15 protein-coding genes are annotated in these 15,729 nt (G+C 70.2%); 14 read left to right on the forward strand and 1 reads right to left on the reverse strand.

Annotated features, from left to right (window positions below):
* Nucleotides 1-4 precede the first annotated feature (4 nt).
* Genes JMV16_RS18410 through JMV16_RS18420 form a run of 3 tightly spaced genes read left to right on the forward strand, consistent with a single transcriptional unit; the run spans nucleotide 5 to nucleotide 3,427 of the window.
* On the forward strand, nucleotides 5-787 hold the full coding sequence (locus JMV16_RS18410; protein WP_201495763.1) for an enoyl-CoA hydratase/isomerase family protein: 783 nt from the start codon (nucleotides 5-7) through the stop codon (nucleotides 785-787).
* Entirely contained in the window at nucleotides 784-1,389 is a 606-nt protein-coding gene (locus JMV16_RS18415) for a DUF4126 domain-containing protein (RefSeq protein WP_201495764.1), read from the forward strand. The genes JMV16_RS18410 and JMV16_RS18415 overlap by 4 nt, the downstream gene beginning before the upstream one ends.
* A gap of 13 nt (nucleotides 1,390-1,402) precedes the next feature.
* A complete protein-coding gene (locus JMV16_RS18420) occupies nucleotides 1,403-3,427 on the forward strand; it encodes an acetyl/propionyl/methylcrotonyl-CoA carboxylase subunit alpha (RefSeq protein ID WP_201495765.1) in 2,025 nt (674 codons plus the stop codon).
* A 2-nt stretch (nucleotides 3,428-3,429) separates the two neighbouring features.
* On the opposite strand, the gene JMV16_RS18425 is transcribed toward JMV16_RS18420, so the two are convergent.
* Nucleotides 3,430-3,837 (reverse strand): hypothetical protein, encoded by a 408-nt coding sequence (locus JMV16_RS18425; RefSeq protein ID WP_201495766.1) that lies wholly within the window; start codon nucleotides 3,835-3,837, stop codon nucleotides 3,430-3,432.
* Nucleotides 3,838-3,965: 128 nt separating this feature from the next.
* Between JMV16_RS18425 and JMV16_RS18430 the strand changes: the two genes are divergently transcribed.
* The 11 genes from JMV16_RS18430 to JMV16_RS18480 all read left to right on the forward strand — a co-directional run bounded on the left by JMV16_RS18430 (nucleotide 3,966) and on the right by JMV16_RS18480 (nucleotide 15,558).
* Entirely contained in the window at nucleotides 3,966-4,895 is a 930-nt protein-coding gene (locus JMV16_RS18430) for a hydroxymethylglutaryl-CoA lyase (RefSeq protein ID WP_201495767.1), read from the forward strand.
* The gene (locus tag JMV16_RS18435; protein WP_201495768.1) at nucleotides 4,892-5,380 is read left to right on the forward strand and encodes a YbaK/EbsC family protein; all 489 of its coding nucleotides are present in this window, start codon (nucleotides 4,892-4,894) and stop codon (nucleotides 5,378-5,380) included. Before JMV16_RS18430 ends, JMV16_RS18435 begins: the two co-directional genes overlap by 4 nt.
* A gap of 23 nt (nucleotides 5,381-5,403) precedes the next feature.
* Nucleotides 5,404-5,601: a DUF1289 domain-containing protein gene (locus tag JMV16_RS18440; protein WP_310737108.1), complete on the forward strand. Its 198-nt coding sequence runs from the start codon at nucleotides 5,404-5,406 to the stop codon at nucleotides 5,599-5,601.
* On the forward strand, nucleotides 5,598-6,224 hold the full coding sequence (locus tag JMV16_RS18445) for a 2-hydroxychromene-2-carboxylate isomerase (protein WP_201495770.1): 627 nt from the start codon (nucleotides 5,598-5,600) through the stop codon (nucleotides 6,222-6,224). The genes JMV16_RS18440 and JMV16_RS18445 overlap by 4 nt, the downstream gene beginning before the upstream one ends.
* Nucleotides 6,225-6,548: 324 nt before the next feature.
* Nucleotides 6,549-6,857 carry a DUF485 domain-containing protein gene (locus tag JMV16_RS18450; protein ID WP_201495771.1) on the forward strand — a complete coding sequence of 103 codons (309 nt, stop codon included), beginning with the start codon at nucleotides 6,549-6,551 and terminating at the stop codon, nucleotides 6,855-6,857.
* Complete coding sequence (locus JMV16_RS18455; protein WP_201495772.1) at nucleotides 6,854-8,557, forward strand: cation acetate symporter; 1,704 nt, start codon at nucleotides 6,854-6,856, stop codon at nucleotides 8,555-8,557. The genes JMV16_RS18450 and JMV16_RS18455 overlap by 4 nt, the downstream gene beginning before the upstream one ends.
* An 86-nt stretch (nucleotides 8,558-8,643) precedes the next feature.
* Complete coding sequence (locus JMV16_RS18460; RefSeq protein WP_236580601.1) at nucleotides 8,644-10,101, forward strand: putative nucleotidyltransferase substrate binding domain-containing protein; 1,458 nt, start codon at nucleotides 8,644-8,646, stop codon at nucleotides 10,099-10,101.
* 31 nt (nucleotides 10,102-10,132) lie between these two features.
* Complete coding sequence (locus tag JMV16_RS18465; protein ID WP_201495773.1) at nucleotides 10,133-10,345, forward strand: hypothetical protein; 213 nt, start codon at nucleotides 10,133-10,135, stop codon at nucleotides 10,343-10,345.
* A 1-nt stretch (nucleotide 10,346) separates the two neighbouring features.
* Nucleotides 10,347-13,016, forward strand: coding sequence for a sensor histidine kinase (locus JMV16_RS18470; RefSeq protein WP_201495774.1), 2,670 nt, complete (start codon nucleotides 10,347-10,349; stop codon nucleotides 13,014-13,016).
* Nucleotides 13,013-13,381 (forward strand): response regulator transcription factor, encoded by a 369-nt coding sequence (locus JMV16_RS18475; protein ID WP_201495775.1) that lies wholly within the window; start codon nucleotides 13,013-13,015, stop codon nucleotides 13,379-13,381. Before JMV16_RS18470 ends, JMV16_RS18475 begins: the two co-directional genes overlap by 4 nt.
* 8 nt (nucleotides 13,382-13,389) lie before the next feature.
* Nucleotides 13,390-15,558, forward strand: coding sequence for an exonuclease domain-containing protein (locus JMV16_RS18480; RefSeq protein WP_201495776.1), 2,169 nt, complete (start codon nucleotides 13,390-13,392; stop codon nucleotides 15,556-15,558).
* The last annotated feature ends 171 nt before the right edge of the window (nucleotides 15,559-15,729 follow it).

Genomic DNA, 15,729 nt, shown 5'->3' on the forward strand with positions numbered 1-15,729 from the left:
CCGCATGACGACGACGCTGGACATTCGCCGCCCCTCGCCCCATGTGGCCGAGGTCTGGCTTAACCGCCCGGAGGTGCGCAACGCCTTCAACGACGGCGTCATCGCCGAGCTGACGGCGGCCTTCGCCGAGCTGGGCGCCGACCCCACGCTGCGCGCCATCGTGCTGGGCGGCCACGGCAAGGCCTTCTGCGCCGGCGCCGACCTGTCGTGGATGCGCGCCATGGCTGGCTACGGCTGGGAAGAGAACCGCGCCGACGCCGCCCGCCTGGCCGAGATGCTGTGGACGATCTGGAGCTGCCCGCTGCCAGTGGTGGGCCGCATCCATGGCGATTGCTATGCCGGCGGCGTGGGCCTGGCCGCCGTCTGCGACGTGCTGGTGGCGGCCGAGGGTGTGCACTTCTGCCTCAGCGAGGCCCGCCTTGGCCTGCTGCCGGCCACCATAGGCCCGTATGTCGTGCGCGCCCTGGGCGAGCAGGCGTCGCGGCGCTATTTCCTCAGCGCCGAACGCTTCGGCGCGGCACGGGCGGCGGCGCTGGGCTTCGCCCACGAGGTCGCGCCGGCCGAACTGCTGGACGCGCGTGTGGCCGAGATCGTGGCCGCATTGGTGGCCAACGGGCCGGCGGCCGTCAAGGCCTGCAAGCAGCTCGTCAAAGATGTCGCCGGCCGCCCCATCGACGCCGCGCTGCGCGATGACAGCGCGCGCCGCATCGCCGACATCCGCGCCAGCAGCGAAGGGCGCGAGGGCGTGCAGTCCTTTCTCGACAAGCGCGAGCCGGGCTGGCGGTGAACCTCGACCTGCCCCAGCTCGTCGCGCTCGCCGCCGCGCTCGGCTGGGCCAGCGGCCTGCGCCTGTACGCGGTGGTCTTTATCACCGGGCTGGCGGGCGCCCTGGGCTGGGTGCAACTGCCCGCGGGCCTGCAGCTGCTGCAGAACCCGCTGGTGCTGGGCGCGGCCGGGCTCATGGTGGTGACCGAGTTTGTGGCCGACAAGGTGCCGGGCCTGGATAGCCTGTGGGACGCGGTCCACACCTTTATCCGCATCCCCGCCGGCGCGGCACTGGCGGCGGGCGTATTCGGCGGCGATGCCGGCGCCTGGCAGTTGCTGGCGGCGCTGGCCGGCGGCACGCTGGCGGCCACGGCCCACACCGCCAAGGCCACCACGCGGGCGGCCGTCAACACCTCGCCCGAGCCCTTCTCCAACATCGGCCTGTCGCTGCTGGGCGACGCCGCCGTGCCCGCCATGCTGTGGCTGGCCTGGGCCTACCCTTTGGTCTTTCTGCCGGTGCTGGTGCTGGCGGTGCTGCTGGCAGTGGCGCTGACCGTGCGGCTGTTCAAGTTCCTGCGCGGCCTGTGGCAGCGCTTTTTCCCCTCTGTGCGGGCTCCGGCCTGAGTCGAGCGTGAGCATGTTCAACAAGATCCTGATAGCGAACCGGGGCGAAATCGCGTGCCGCGTCGCCGCCACCGCGCGCCGCCTGGGCGTGCTTACCGTGGCTGTGTATTCCGACGCCGACGCCGACGCCCGCCATGTGCGCGCCTGCGACGAGGCCGTGCATGTGGGCGGCAACGCGCCGCGCGACAGCTATCTGCAGTGGCAGCGCATCATCGACGCCGCACGCGCCACTGGCGCCCAGGCGGTCCACCCGGGCTACGGCTTCCTGAGCGAGAACGAGGACTTCGCACGCGCCTGTGCCGACGCCGGCCTGGTCTTCATCGGCCCGCCGGCCTCGGCAATCGCTGCCATGGGCAGCAAGAGCGCGGCCAAGGCGCTGATGGAAAAGGCCGGCGTGCCCCTGGTGCCGGGCTACCACGGCAGCAACAACGAGCCGGCCTTCCTGGCCGCCGAGGCGGCGCGCATCGGCTACCCGGTTCTGATCAAGGCCAGCGCAGGTGGCGGCGGCAAGGGCATGCGCCGCGTCGACTCAGCCCCCGACTTCGAGGCCGCGCTCGCCTCCTGCCAGCGCGAGGCCAAGGCCAGCTTCGGCAACGACCATGTGCTGGTCGAGCGCTACGTCACGCGGCCGCGCCACATCGAGATCCAGGTCTTCGGCGACGGCCACGGAAACTGCGTCTACCTCTTCGAGCGCGACTGCTCGGTGCAGCGCCGCCACCAGAAGGTGCTGGAGGAAGCGCCGGCGCCGGGCATGAGCGCCGCGCGCCGCGCCGAAATGGGGGCGGCGGCGGTGGCGGCGGCCCAGGCCGTGGGCTATGTCGGCGCCGGCACGGTGGAATTCATCGCCGAACCGGCCGAGGGCGGCGACCTGCGCTTCTATTTCATGGAGATGAACACGCGGCTGCAGGTGGAGCACCCGGTCACGGAGGCCATTACCGGCCTCGACCTGGTGGAGTGGCAGCTGCGCGTGGCCTCGGGCGAGCCGCTGCCGCTGCGCCAGGAGCAACTCGTCATGCGCGGCCACGCCATCGAGGCACGGATTTGCGCCGAGAACCCCGACGCCAACTTCCTGCCCGCCACCGGCACGCTGCAGGTGGCGCGCTGGCCGGCGCATGTGGCCTTCGAGCGCAGCCCGGGCGATGGACGGCTGGCCCGCGTGGACAGCGGCGTGCGCGAGGGCGATGCCATCAGCCCCTGGTACGACTCGATGATCGCCAAGCTCATCGTCTGGGGCGAGACCCGTGAGCAGGCGCTGGCGCGGCTGGCTGCGGCGCTGCGCGACACCCACATCATGGGCCTCAACACCAATGTCGCCTTCCTGCGCCGCGTGGTCGCCAGCCGGGCCTTTGCAAGCGCCGATCTCGATACCGCGCTGATCGAGCGCGAGCACGCCGCGCTCTTCGAGGCGCCGCCGCTGCCCGACGCCTGGGCCGTGGCCGCTGTCGCCGCCCACCGCCTGGCGGCCGAGGCGGCGCTGGAAGATGCCGACCCCTGGTCGCGCCGCGACGGCTGGCGCCTGCACGGCGGCGCGCAGCGCCAGCTCAGCCTGCAGCGCGGCGGCCAGGCGCTGCAGCCGAGTTTCGAGCGCCTGCACGACGGCGGCACGGTGCTGGCCCTGGGCGGCCAGCGCTGGGCCTTTGCCGCACGCGCCCTCGGTGACGGGCGCCACGACGTGAGTCTGGGCACGGAGCGTCTGACGATCAGTGTCTACAACCGCGGCGAGCGCTTCGCCGTCTTTGCCGAGGCCGGCAGTGCTCTCGTCGACGAACTAGACCCGCTGGCCCATGCCGCCGACCACGCCGGCGCCGAAGGTCGGCTGACGGCGCCCATGCCGGGCAAGATGGTGTCCTTCCTGGCGCGCGTGGGCGACGCGGTCAAGCGCGGCCAGCCGCTGGCGGTGATGGAGGCGATGAAGATGGAGCACACCGTCAGCGCACCGCACGACGGCGTGGTGGAAGAACTGCTCTATGCGGTGGGCGACCAGGTGGCCGAGGGCGGCGAGTTGCTGCGCCTGGGGCCGGCCCGGCCGGCGGCATGAAGCTAGGGCTTGCCGCTGCCGGCGCTGTTGCCGGCGCTGTCGCCGGCACCGATGCCGAGGCGGCCGAACCAGCCGCTGCGCCTGGCGGCCGGTGGCGGCGCATCGCTGGCCGGGCGGCTGTCCAGCGTGGAGGGGGTGCCGAACAGCGAGCTGATGAAGCGCGAGGCGCTGAAACCGCTGGCCGCGGCCGCCGGCACCGCCAGTACCGGCTCGGGCGCCGACACCGCGCGGCGGAAGGCGCGTGCCAGATCAGGCATGTCGCTGGCCCGCAGGGCCTCGCACACCAGGAGCACGTCGCGCGCATAGAGCGCGTGATGCACCATGCGCTCGCGGTCTATGCCCTCGCCGAGTTCGCGTTGCAGGCCCGCGTGGATGCGGTCGGCGATCTTGTAGCAGCGGCGGGTGTTCATCGAGCGCGCAGTGTGCGCGCCGGTGGCGGCCAGGGGCATCCCCAATTGGGGCGAATGGCCCCCCTGATCCAATGGTTGGGCCGCGCCTGGGCGCCCAACCCCCTAAATTGAAAGTCGAAAGGCCGACGATGATTCCTTCAGCAGTCACCCTGGTCGAGGTCGGGGCGCGCGACGGCCTGCAGAACGAGGCCCAGCCGGTGCCGGCGGCGACCAAGATAGCCCTGGTGCAGCGGCTGCAGGCCGCGGGCAGCCGCGAGATCGAGGTCACCAGCTTCGTCAGCCCCAAATGGGTGCCGCAGATGGCCGACAACGCCGAGGTGCTGGCCGGCATCGCGCGCAGCGAGGGCGTGCGCTTTTCGGTGCTCACGCCCAATCTCAAGGGCCTGGAGGCCGCGCTGGCGGCGCCGCGTGCGCTCTGGCCCGACGAGGTGGTGGTGTTCGGTGCCGCCAGCGAGGCCTTCAGCCAGCGCAACATCAACTGCAGCATTGCCGAGAGCGTGGAGCGCTTCCGCCCCGTGGTGGCGGCGGCGCACACGGCCGGGCTCAAGGTGCGCGCGGCCATTTCCTGCGCCCTGGGCTGCCCCTACCAGGGCGAGGTCACGCCCGATGCGGTGGAACAGGTGGTGCGGCTGATGAAGGACATCGGCGTCGACCACTGCGGCATCGCCGACACCATCGGCGTGGGCACACCGCGCCGCGTGCAGGCGGCGCTGGAGCGGGCGCTGAAGCACTACCCGCTGGCCGAGGTTAGCGGTCACTTCCACGATACCTATGGCCAGGCGCTGGCCAACATCCTGGCCGCCTTGGAGCTGGGTGTTCATACCTTCGACACCAGCATCGCCGGCTTGGGCGGCTGCCCCTACGCCAAGGGCGCCACCGGCAATGTCGCCACCGAAGACGTGGTCTTCATGCTCGACGGCATGGGCATCGCCACCGGGCTGGACCTGGCGGCCCTGGTCGACACCGGCGGCTGGATCAGCGGCTTGCTGGGCCGCGCCCCGGTCTCGCGCGCCGGCAAGGCGTTGCTGGCCAAGCGTGGCTTGGCGGTGGCGGCATGAAGCTCGAGGACCGCCCCGAGGGCTTCCGGCGCGTGGCACGGGCCCTCGCCGCCCAGGGCCATCCGCATGTACCGCTGTGGCTGGAAGTGCCGGCGCGCACCTCGCAGGAGGCGGCCGACGCGCTGGGCCTGGTGGTCGGCCAGATCGCCAAGAGCGTGATCTTCCGGCGCAAGGGCGCCGAAGGCGCGGTGCTGGTGGTGGCATCGGGCGACCGCCGCGTCGACGAGAAGCGCGTCGCCGCCATCGCCGGGCCGCTGGGCCGTGCCGACGCCGATTTCGTCAAGGCCGCCACCGGCTTCTCCATCGGCGGCGTCGCGCCGCTGGCCCACAGCGGTCCGGTGCTGACGCTGATCGACCGCGAACTCTTCCGCTTCGACGAGATCTGGGCCGCGGCCGGCCATCCCAACGGCGTTTTCCGCCTCGCACCGGCCGATCTGCCGCGGCTGACCGGCGGTGCGCCAGTGGCCGACGTGGTGCAGACGTGAGTGAGATGACGGAGATGACGGAGATGACCGGGACGCCCGTGGCCAGCCCCTGCACCGGCGTCTGCACGATGGATGCCACCAGCGGCCTGTGCCTGGGCTGCCGGCGCACGCTGGGGGAGATCGCCGCCTGGTCGGGGCTGGACGACCAGGCCAAGCGCGCCATCCGTAGCCAGCTCGCGCAGCGCCGCATCGACGCGCCGCGGCCGCAGGAGCCCGCATGAAGCAGATCACCTTTCACTTCGACCCCATCTCGCCCTTTGCCTGGCTGGCCTTCGAGCGCCTGCCCCAGGTGCTCGAGGGCTGCAGCTACGCGGTCGAGTACCGGCCGCTGCTGTTTGCCGGCCTGCTGCAGCACTGGGGGCAGAAGGGCCCGGCCGAGCTGGAGCCCAAGCGCGCCTGGACCTTCCGGCAGGTGGCCTGGCTGGCCCAGCGTCACGGCATAGCCTTGCAGACCCCCGCCCAGCACCCCTTCAACCCCTTGCCGCTGCTGCGCCTGGCCCTGGCCTGCGGGCCCAACCGGCGCGTCGTCGAGACGTTGTTTCGCCATGTCTGGACGGGCGGCGGCGATGCCAGCGATCCGGTCCGCCTGGCCGAGCTGACGGCGCGGCTGGCGCCGGCGCGCGACCCTGGTGGCGAAGACGTGAAGCGCGAGCTGCGCGAGGCCACCGACGCCGCCATCGCCGCCGGCATCTTCGGCGTGCCGACCTTCGCACTCGATGGCCGCCTGTTCTGGGGCCTGGATGCGCTGGAAATGCTGCGCGATGCGCTGCTGGGCGGGGCCTGGTTCGACGGCCCGGCCTGGGAGGCCGAAGGCCGGCCGCGTGCCGGCGTGAAGCGCCGTTGAAGGGTTTGCCGGGGCCTACCTAGGGAAAGTCCCAGGCCCCCGTACCGGGGTGCCTGTCTGGGGTCGCTGCGGGGTCGCCGGGGGCGCTGACCGAGGTCTCCGCCAGCCTTGTTGCAGCGTGCAATCAAGCCCTGTTCACCTATGACACAGGCCGTGAAGCCCGGCGCACCAGCCTGCCGGTCAGGGCCGGGCGCGGCTGCCATGCCGGCGCCGGGTGACGCGGCCGTGACCGCGCCTGCGTCAGTTGTTGTTGGCTGTTTGTCAGAACGCGGTCAGAACCCCCCCACAAGATCGCGCCCTCATTTCCCACCCTACGGAGACAGCATGGAAGACGACCTTGCGAAACGGATCGCATCGCACCCAAAGTACATCGAGCTGAAGACCAAGCGCACCGCCTTCGGCTGGTGGCTGTCGCTGGCCGGCATGGTCGCCTACTACGGCTTCATCCTGCTGGTGGCCTTCAACAAGCCGCTGCTGGCGCAGAAGATCGGCACCGGCGTCACGACCCTCGGCATGCCCATCGGCGTGTCGGTGATCGTGTTCACCATCATCATCACCTGGATCTATGTGCGGCGGGCGAACAGCGAGTTCGATGCACTGACCGAGCAGATCGTCAAGGGAGTCGTGAAATGAGTTTCGACAAGCAAATCCTCAGCACGCTGGGCAAGGTTCTCGCCGTCTCCGCGGTGACCGCCCTGGGCGTGGGCGCCTACGCAGCCGGCGCCGACCTCGGCCAGGCCGAGAAGCAGGCCACCAACTGGACGGCCATCGGCATGTTCGTGGCCTTCGTGCTGTTCACGCTGTACATCACCAAGGTGGCGGCGGCCAAGACCAAGAGCGCGGCCGACTTCTACACCGGCGGCGGCGGCATCACCGGCTTCCAGAACGGCCTGGCCATCGCGGGTGACTACATGTCGGCCGCGTCCTTCCTGGGCATTTCCGGCCTCGTGTTCGCCAACGGTTTCGACGGCCTGATCTTTTCGATCGGCTGGCTGGTCGGCTGGCCCGTCATCACCTTCCTGATGGCCGAGCGCCTGCGCAACCTGGGCAAGTTCACCTTTGCCGACGTGGCCGGCTACCGCTTCAGCCAGACCCCGATCCGCGTCTTCGCCGCCAGCGGCTCGCTGGTCGTCGTGGCCTTCTACATGATCGCCCAGATGGTCGGCGCCGGTCAGCTCATCAAGCTGCTGTTCGGCATGGAGTACCTCTACGCCGAAATCCTGGTCGGCTCGATCATGATGGTCTACGTGCTCTTCGGCGGCATGACCGCCACCACCTGGGTGCAGATCATCAAGGCCTGCATGCTGCTGGGCGGTGCCACCTTCATGGCGCTGATGGTGCTGATCCAGTTCGGCTTCTCGCCCGAGGCGATGTTCGTCAAGGCCGTCGAAGTGCACTCCAAGAAGGACGCCATCATGGGCCCCGGAGCGCTCATCAAGGATCCGATCTCGGCCATCTCGGTCGGCATGGCGCTGATGTTCGGCACCGCCGGTCTGCCCCACATCTTGATGCGCTTCTTCACCGTGCCCAACGCCAAGGAAGCGCGCAAGTCGGTGGGCTGGGCCACCACCTGGATCGGCTACTTCTACATCCTGACCTTCATCATCGGCTTCGGCGCCATCACCAACCTGATCCCCAACCCGGCCAACTACTTCGTCGGCGGCGACATCAGCAAGGGTCTGGTCGGCGGCGGCAATATGGCGGCGGTGCACCTGTCCGGCGCGCTGGGCGGCAACTGGTTCCTGGGCTTCATCTCGGCGGTGGCCTTCGCGACCATCCTGGCCGTCGTGGCCGGTCTGACGCTGTCGGGCGCCTCTGCCGTGTCGCATGACCTCTACGCCAGCGTCTGGCGCAAGGGCCGTGTCGACCAGGCCGACGAACTGCGCGTTTCCAAGATCACCACCGTCTGCCTGGGCATCATCGCCGTCGTTCTGGGCATCGCCTTCGAGAAGGAAAACGTCGCCTACATGGTGATGCTGGCCTTCGTGATCGCCGCCTCGGCCAACTTCCCGGTGCTGTTCATGTCGGTGCTGTGGAAGGGTTGCACGACCAAGGGCGCCGTCACCGGCGGCTTCGTCGGCCTGGTGGCCGCGGTGTCGCTGACCATCGGTTCGGCCAGCGTCTGGGAAGCCGTGATGCACTACCCGAAGGGCTCGGCCTGGTTCCCGTACAACTCGGCCGCGATCTTCTCGATCCCGCTCGCCTTCATCACGATCTGGATCGTCTCGTTGCTCGACCGCAGCGCCCAGGGCGACCGTGACCGTGCCGGCTACCCGGCCCAGGAAGTGCGCTCGGAGACCGGCATCGGCGCCTCGGGGGCCAGCGGCCACTGATGCACCTGCCTGAACGATAGGCACCCCGGGGGCCGCTGGCGCATCGTCAGCGGCCCCTTTTCATTGCAAGCCCCCGCGACCCCTTTATGACCCCATCCGCCGCCGAACCGCAGCGCGAGATGCTCACGCTGGTGACCGCGCGCATCCGCGACGCCTATCTGCGCAAGCCCTATTACGTCGACGGCGCGACCGACCTCGTCAGCGTCTGCCGCGAACTCTCGGCCCATGGCCTGACCCACGCGCTGGTGCGCGACGGCAGCCGGCTCGGCATCTTCACCACCACCGACCTGCGCGACGCCCTGCTGCGCGAGCAACCGCCGCAGCAACTGGCGGTGCGCGAGGTGGCGCGCTTCGACCTCGTTGCGGTGCAGGCCGACGCCGATCTCTTCGAGGCCCTGTGGCTGATGGTCAGCCACCGTGTCCACCGCCTGGTGGTGCGCGACGGCGAGGCGATGGACGCGCCGGTGATCGGCGTGCTGGGCCAGCTCGACCTGGTCAGCTTTGTCGCCAACCACTCGCACATCGTGGCGCTGCAGATCGACGACGCGGCCTCGGTGGACGACCTGGGTGACGCCGCCCGCCGCGTCGACGAAATGGTCAAGCTGCTGCACGGCAGCGGCATCCGCATCGAGCGCATCACGCGCCTGGTGAGCGAGCTCAACACGCGCCTCTTTGCGCGCCTGTGGACCCTGCTGGCGCCGTCCGAGCTGAGGGCCAACAGCTGCCTGCTGGTGATGGGCAGCGAAGGCCGCGGCGAGCAGATCCTCAAGACCGACCAGGACAACGCGCTGCTGCTGCGCGACGGCTTCGAATGGCCGGGCCTGCAAGAGCTTTGCGCTCGCTTCAGCGCCGCGCTGCAGGCGCTGGGCTATCCGCCCTGCCCGGGCGACATCATGATCACCAACCCGCTGTGGTGCCAGCCGCTGGCGCGCTTCCAGGAAACCCAGCGCAGCTGGATCTACGGCGGCGGCGCTGGCGGCGGCGGCTCGGCCGACGGCCCCATGCACCTGGCCATCTTCTTCGACGCCGCCTGCGTGGCCGGCGACCCCGACTTGCTGCTCGAGGCGCGTGCCCACCTCGACCGAATACTCGCCGGCAACGATCTCTTCTTCGCCCGCTTTGCGCGTGCGGCCGACCAGTTCCAGGAGCCGGGCAACTGGTTCACCCGCCTCACGCGCAGCCGCGACGAGCAGCCGCTGGACTTGAAGAAACTGGGCACCTTTCCCATCGTCCACGGCGTGCGCGCGCTGGCGCTGCAATACGGCGTGCGCGAGCAGGGCACGGCGGCGCGCCTGGCGCGGCTGCAGGAAGCTCAGCACATCGATGCCCCGCTGGCCGGTGACCTGCTGCAGGCGTTGCGCCTCCTGATGGGCATACGCCTGACCCACCAGCTGGCACAGCGCGAGCAGGGCCTGGCGCCCGGCAATGAGGTGCGGGCCTCGGACCTGTCGACGCTGGAGCGCGAGCCGCTGCACGACGCGCTGGCCATCGTGAAGCGCTTCCGCCAGTTCCTGCGCCAGCACTTCCGCTTCGACGCGCTGTGAGGCGCAGCCCCAAGGACGACCGGAGACGCGCATGAAGACCCTGCACGGTCGCCTGCTGCCCCAGCGCCTGCTGGCCTTGTTCGGCCTGGGCTGGCTGCTGTTCGACTTTCCGCTGCTGCGCCTGTGGCTGGCCGAAGGCACGGTGTTCGGCCTGCCGCTGCTGCCGGTGGCGCTGTTCGGCGCCTGGGCGCTGCTGATCGTGCTGCTGGCCCAACTGATGGAAAGCGCTGGCGCCAGGCATTGAGATGAGCGCGCTGTCCGCCCCGCTGGTCCTGGCCGTCTCGCTGCTCTACCTGCTGGCGCTGTTCGGCGTCGCCTGGTGGGCCGACCGGCGCGCGCTTGCCGGCCGCAGCGTGATCGGCAATGCCTGGGTCTACGCGCTGAGCATGTGCGTCTACTGCACCGCCTGGACCTACTTCGGCAGCGTCGGCCGTGCTGCCAGCGGCGGCGTCTGGTTCCTGCCCATCTACCTGGGGCCGACGCTGGCCATGGTGCTGGGCTGGCTGGTGCTGCGAAAGATGGTGCGCATTGCGCGCACCTGGCGCATCACGTCCATCGCCGACTTCGTGGCCAGCCGCTACGGCAAGAGCCGTCTGCTGGCCGGGCTGGTGACGCTGATCGCGCTGGTGGGCGTCGTGCCCTATGTGGCGCTGCAGCTCAAGGCGGTGGCCAGCGGCATCGAACTGCTCACCGGCGGCGTGCCTGCAGCCGGCCGTGGCGGGGTGGACACCACGCTCATCATCGCGCTGGTGCTGGCCGGCTTCACCATCGCCTTCGGCACCCGCCACCTCGACAACACCGAGCGTCACGAGGGCCTGGTGGCGGCCATCGCGGCTGAATCGGTGGTCAAGCTGCTGGCCTTCCTGGCGGTGGGCGGCTTCGTGACCTGGGGCCTGTTCGACGGCCCTGGCGATTTGTTCGCGCAGGCGATGGCGCGGCCCGAGATCGCGCGTGTGCTGCAGCCTGACCCGGCGCGTCCCTTCGCCTACGACCAGTGGTTCGCGCTCATGCTGCTGGCGATGTTCAGCATCATCCTGCTGCCGCGGCAGTTCCAGGTGATGGTGGTCGAGAACGTGGATGAGCAGCACATCCGCCGCGCCGCCTGGTCCTTTCCGGCCTACCTGCTGCTGATCAACCTCTTCGTGCTGCCCATCGCCTTCGGTGGCCTGCTGTACTTCGGCGGCAGCGCCAGCCCAGCGGCCAATCCCGAGACCTTCGTGCTTGCGCTGCCGCTGGCCGCCGGCCACCCGGGCCTGGCGCTGGTGGCCTTCGTCGGCGGGCTTTCGGCGGCCACCGGCATGGTCATCGTCGAGGCCATCGCGGTCAGCACCATGGTCTGCAACGACCTCGTGCTGCCCGGTCTGCTGCGGCTGAAGTCCTTCGCCGAGCGTGACCTCACCGGCACCCTGCTGGCGATACGCCGCACCGTCATCCTGGGCCTGCTGCTGCTGGGCTGGCTCTACTTCCGCATCGCCGGCGAGGCCTATGCGCTGGTCAGCATCGGCCTCATCAGCTTTGCCGCGGTGGCGCAGTTCGCGCCCGCGCTGCTGGGCGGCATGTACTGGAAGGGCGGCACGCGCAACGGCGCCCTGGCCGGCCTGCTGGCGGGTGCCCTGCTGTGGACCTATACCCTGATGCTGCCTTCCATCGCCAAGAGCGGCTGGATGGACGCCGGCTTCCTGCAGCAAGGCCTGTTCGGCTGGGCACTGCTCAAGCCCGAGGCCCTGTTCGGTCTGGTGGGCATGGACAACCTCACGCACGCGCTGTTCTGGAGCCTGCTGGCCAATGCCGGCCTCTACGTGGGTGTCTCGCTGGCGCGCCCGCCGCAGGCGGCCGAGGCCAGCCAGGCGCTGCGCTTCGTTGATGTCTACGAGCAGAGCGCGCAGGAGCGCGTGTTCTGGCGCGGCCGCGCCCATGTCGACGAGCTCATCGAGCTGGTCGGCCGCTTTCTCGGCCCGGTGCGCACGCGCACGCTCTTCGACGAGCAGGCACGCGCCCTCGGCGGCGGTCCGCTGCAGCCGCTGGCCCAGGCGGACCCACGCCTGGTGCAGTACGCCGAGACCTTGCTGGCCGGCGCCATCGGCAGCGCCAGCGCGCGTGTGATGATCTCCAGCGTGGTCGAGGAAGAGACGCTCGAGCTGGCCGACGTGATGCGCATCGTCGAGGAGGCCTCGGAGCTGCGCCACCTCAACGAGCAGCTCAAGAGCCTGGACCGTCTGAAGGACGATTTCATGAGCAGCGTCACGCACGAGTTGCGCACGCCGCTGACCAGCATCCGCGCACTCAGCGAGCTGATGCGCGACGAGCCCGAGATGGAGGTTGAACAGCGCCAGCAGTTCCTGACCCTGGTGGTGGCCGAGGCCGAACGCCTGAGCCGGCTCGTCAACCAGGTGCTGGACATGGCCAAGATCGAATCCGGCCACGCCGACTGGCTGAGTGCCGATGTCGACCTTGCGCTCTTGTTGCGCCAGGCGGTGCAGACCACCTCGGAGCTGTTTCGCGAGCGCGGCGCCCGCGTCGAGCTGCTGTGCGAGCCGGGCCTGCCGACGCTGCGTGCCGACCCCGACCGGCTGCTGCAGGTGGTGATCAACCTGCTGTCCAATGCGGCCAAGTTCGTGCCCCAGGGTGAGGGCCGGGTGGAAGTGAAACTGGCGCGGCAGAACGGTGGCGTCACCGTCACCGTACACGACAACGGCCCTGGCGTGCCGGCGGCCCAGCAGGCCCTGGTGTTCGAGAAATTCAGGCAGGGCGGCGACGCCAGCAACCGGCCCCAGGGCACGGGCCTGGGTTTGCCCATCAGCCGCCGCATCGTCGAGCATTTCGGCGGCCGGCTGTGGCTGCGTTCGGAGCCGGGGCAGGGCTCGTGCTTCGGTTTCGACCTGCCGCTGCCGCAAGAAGAGGAGACAAAGACATGAAGCACCGCATCCTGATCGCCGACGACGAGCCCAACATCCTGATCTCGCTCGAGTTCCTGATGAAGCGCGAGGGCCACGAGGTGCTGCTGGCGCGCAACGGCATCGAGGCGCTGGATGCCATACGCCGCGAGCGCCCGGCCCTGGTGCTGCTGGACGTGATGATGCCGGGCAAGAGCGGCTTCGAGGTCTGCCAGGCGGTGCGCGCCGACGAGTCCCTGGCCGGCATCAAGATCCTCATGCTCACCGCCAAGGGCCGCGACACCGATGTCGCCCAGGGCCTGGGCGTGGGCGCCGATGGCTACATGACCAAGCCCTTTTCGACCAAGGATCTGGCCACCCGCGTGCGCGAGATGCTGGCGGCATGATGGCGGCAATGAAGCTCGACCTGCACCGCATCGCCGCGTCCGTCCTGCCGGGCCTGCTGCTGGCCTTGGTGCTGGGCGGCCTGGGCGGCCTGGTGGCAGCGACGCTGGAGCCGGCCGAGCGTGCCGCGCTGTGGGCGCTGGTCGAGCCGCGCATAGGCCTGGTCGTGATGCTGTGGTTCGTCGTCGCGCTGGCCTGCGGCATCGGCCTCGGCTGGGCCTGGGAGCATTTCGGCCGCGCCCCCGGCCGCCTGGCCGAGCGCCTGCAGGTGCTGCTGGCCAGCGACACCCCGCGCGAGTTGGAGGCAGCGGGCAGCGCCGGCAGCCGCGCGCTCACCGCCGCTGTCAACAACCTGCTGGGCCAGCGCGATGCGTTGCGCGCCGACACCCAGGCGCGCATCGCCGAGGCCAGCCGCGAGGTCGCCGAGGAGCGCAATCGCCTTGCCGCGCTGATGGCCGAGCTGACGCAGAGCGTGGTCGTCTGCAACCTCGACGGCCGCATCCTGCTCTTCAATGCGCGTGCGCGGCTGCAGTTTCGCGCCCTTACCGAGGGGCCGGCCATCGGCGGGGCCGAGGTCATAGGCCTGGGCCGGTCGATCTACGGTGTGCTCGACCGCCGCCTCGTCGCCCATGCGCTCGAGGCCGTGCAGCAACGCCTGCAGCGCGGCGCCGCCCACCCGACGGCGCAGTTCGTCACCGGCACGCGCGGCGGCCAGTTGCTGCGCATACAGATGACGCCGGTGCGTGCGCCCGGCGATGAAGCGGCTTCGCTCAACGGCTTCGTGCTGATGCTGGACAACATCACGCGCGACCTCGCCGACGACACCGAGCGCGATGGCCTGCTGCACCAGCTCACCGAGGGCCACCGCGGCAGTCTGGGCAACCTGCAGGCGGCGGTGGAACTGCTCGACGACCCCGAGCTGGACGCGGCCACGCGTGAGCGCTTCCTGGCCGTCATCCGCGACGAGATCGGCGGCATGACGCGCCGCCTCAACGAGGCCGCCGAGCGCGGTCTGCGCGACGTGCGCTCGCGCTGGCCGCTGGAGGACATGCTGGGCGCCGATTTCGTGGCGGCCGCGGCGCGCCGCATCGAGAGCCAGCTGGGCCTGCGCGTGAGCACGGGCGAGGTCGACGGCCAGCTCTGGCTCAAGGTCGACAGCTACACGCTGATCCAGGCGCTGCAGCACCTGGCCGGCCGCCTGGCCGAGGAGTACGACATCCAGCGCGTGCAGCTGCGGCTGGGCAGCGCGGTGCAGAACGGCGTTGAGCGCGGCCGGCTGGACCTGGTGTGGGCGGTGCAGGCCATGAGCACCGAGACCGTCACCGCCTGGGAGACCGAACCGCTGCGCGCCGGCGACGAGACCAGCGCGCTGACCGTGCGCGACGTCATCGCGCGCCACGGTGGCGCGCTCTGGTTCGAGCGCGCCCGCATCCAGCAGGAGGCTTTCTTCCGCATCCTGCTGCCGCTGGCCGGCGAGGCCGCGCCGCTGCACGCCGAGCTGCTGGGCCCGCAAAGCAGCCGGCCCGAGTTCTACGACTTCGATCTCTTCGCCGCCGGCCAGGCCCACCAGGAGCTGGCGCAGCAGCACCTGGCCGAGCTGAGCTACACCGTCTTCGACACCGAGACCACGGGCCTGCAGCCCAGCCAGGGCGACGAGATCATCCAGATCGGCGCCACCCGCATCGTCGCCGGCAAGCTGCGCCGGCAGGAAAGCTTCGAGCAGCTGGTCGACCCCCAGCGCAGCGTGCCCGAGGCCGGCGTCGCCATCCACGGCATCCAGCCCGAGATGCTGCGTGGCCAGCCGCCGATCACCACCGTGCTGCCGGCCTTCCACGCCTTTGCCCACGACACCGTGCTGGTGGCCCACAACGCCGCCTTCGACATGCGCTTCCTGCAGCTCAAGGAAGACAGCACCGGCATCAAGTTCGACCAGCCGGTGCTGGACACCCTGCTGTTGAGCGCCGTGATCCACCCCAATCAGGAAAGCCACCGCCTGGAGGCCATTGCCGAGCGACTGGGCGTGACGGTGCTGGGCCGGCACACGGCGCTGGGCGATGCCATGGTGACGGCCGAGGTCTTCCTGAAGATGGTTCCGCTGCTGCGCCAGATCGGCATCACCACCCTGGGCCAGGCGCTCGACGCCTCGCGCGAGACCTATCTGGCGCGGGTGAGTTACTGAGGCCTGCTTACGGAGTCGGAAAGGGCTGGATCCTGCCTGCTCAGGCTTCATCCCAGATAGCGAAGTCGGTGCCAAACCGCGGGTTTGTCCTGATCGGCGGCAGCCGCAAGGGCCTCAAGCATGTGGGTGTCGGCAGGTTCGTGCCTGGCCTGCGGAGCGGGCCTGCCGGCG

The sequence above is a fragment of the Rubrivivax sp. A210 genome (assembly GCF_904426505.1).
Lineage (GTDB): Bacteria > Pseudomonadota > Gammaproteobacteria > Burkholderiales > Burkholderiaceae_C > Rubrivivax.

Bases quoted from the DNA above. Each gene is read 5' to 3' on its own strand.
- JMV16_RS18445 (WP_201495770.1), top strand. From the start codon at position 5,598: ATGAAGCAGATCACCTTTCACTTCGACCCCATCTCGCCCTTTGCCTGG.
- JMV16_RS18455 (WP_201495772.1), top strand. From the start codon at position 6,854: ATGAGTTTCGACAAGCAAATCCTCAGCACGCTGGGCAAGGTTCTCGCC.
- JMV16_RS18410 (WP_201495763.1), top strand. From the start codon at position 5: ATGACGACGACGCTGGACATTCGCCGCCCCTCGCCCCATGTGGCCGAG.
- JMV16_RS18470 (WP_201495774.1), top strand. From the start codon at position 10,347: ATGAGCGCGCTGTCCGCCCCGCTGGTCCTGGCCGTCTCGCTGCTCTAC.
- JMV16_RS18440 (WP_310737108.1), top strand. From the start codon at position 5,404: ATGACCGGGACGCCCGTGGCCAGCCCCTGCACCGGCGTCTGCACGATG.
- JMV16_RS18465 (WP_201495773.1), top strand. From the start codon at position 10,133: ATGAAGACCCTGCACGGTCGCCTGCTGCCCCAGCGCCTGCTGGCCTTG.
- JMV16_RS18460 (WP_236580601.1), top strand. From the start codon at position 8,644: ATGACCCCATCCGCCGCCGAACCGCAGCGCGAGATGCTCACGCTGGTG.
- JMV16_RS18450 (WP_201495771.1), top strand. From the start codon at position 6,549: ATGGAAGACGACCTTGCGAAACGGATCGCATCGCACCCAAAGTACATC.
- JMV16_RS18475 (WP_201495775.1), top strand. From the start codon at position 13,013: ATGAAGCACCGCATCCTGATCGCCGACGACGAGCCCAACATCCTGATC.
- JMV16_RS18480 (WP_201495776.1), top strand. From the start codon at position 13,390: ATGAAGCTCGACCTGCACCGCATCGCCGCGTCCGTCCTGCCGGGCCTG.
- JMV16_RS18430 (WP_201495767.1), top strand. From the start codon at position 3,966: ATGATTCCTTCAGCAGTCACCCTGGTCGAGGTCGGGGCGCGCGACGGC.
- JMV16_RS18425 (WP_201495766.1), bottom strand. From the start codon at position 3,837: ATGAACACCCGCCGCTGCTACAAGATCGCCGACCGCATCCACGCGGGC.
- JMV16_RS18420 (WP_201495765.1), top strand. From the start codon at position 1,403: ATGTTCAACAAGATCCTGATAGCGAACCGGGGCGAAATCGCGTGCCGC.
- JMV16_RS18435 (WP_201495768.1), top strand. From the start codon at position 4,892: ATGAAGCTCGAGGACCGCCCCGAGGGCTTCCGGCGCGTGGCACGGGCC.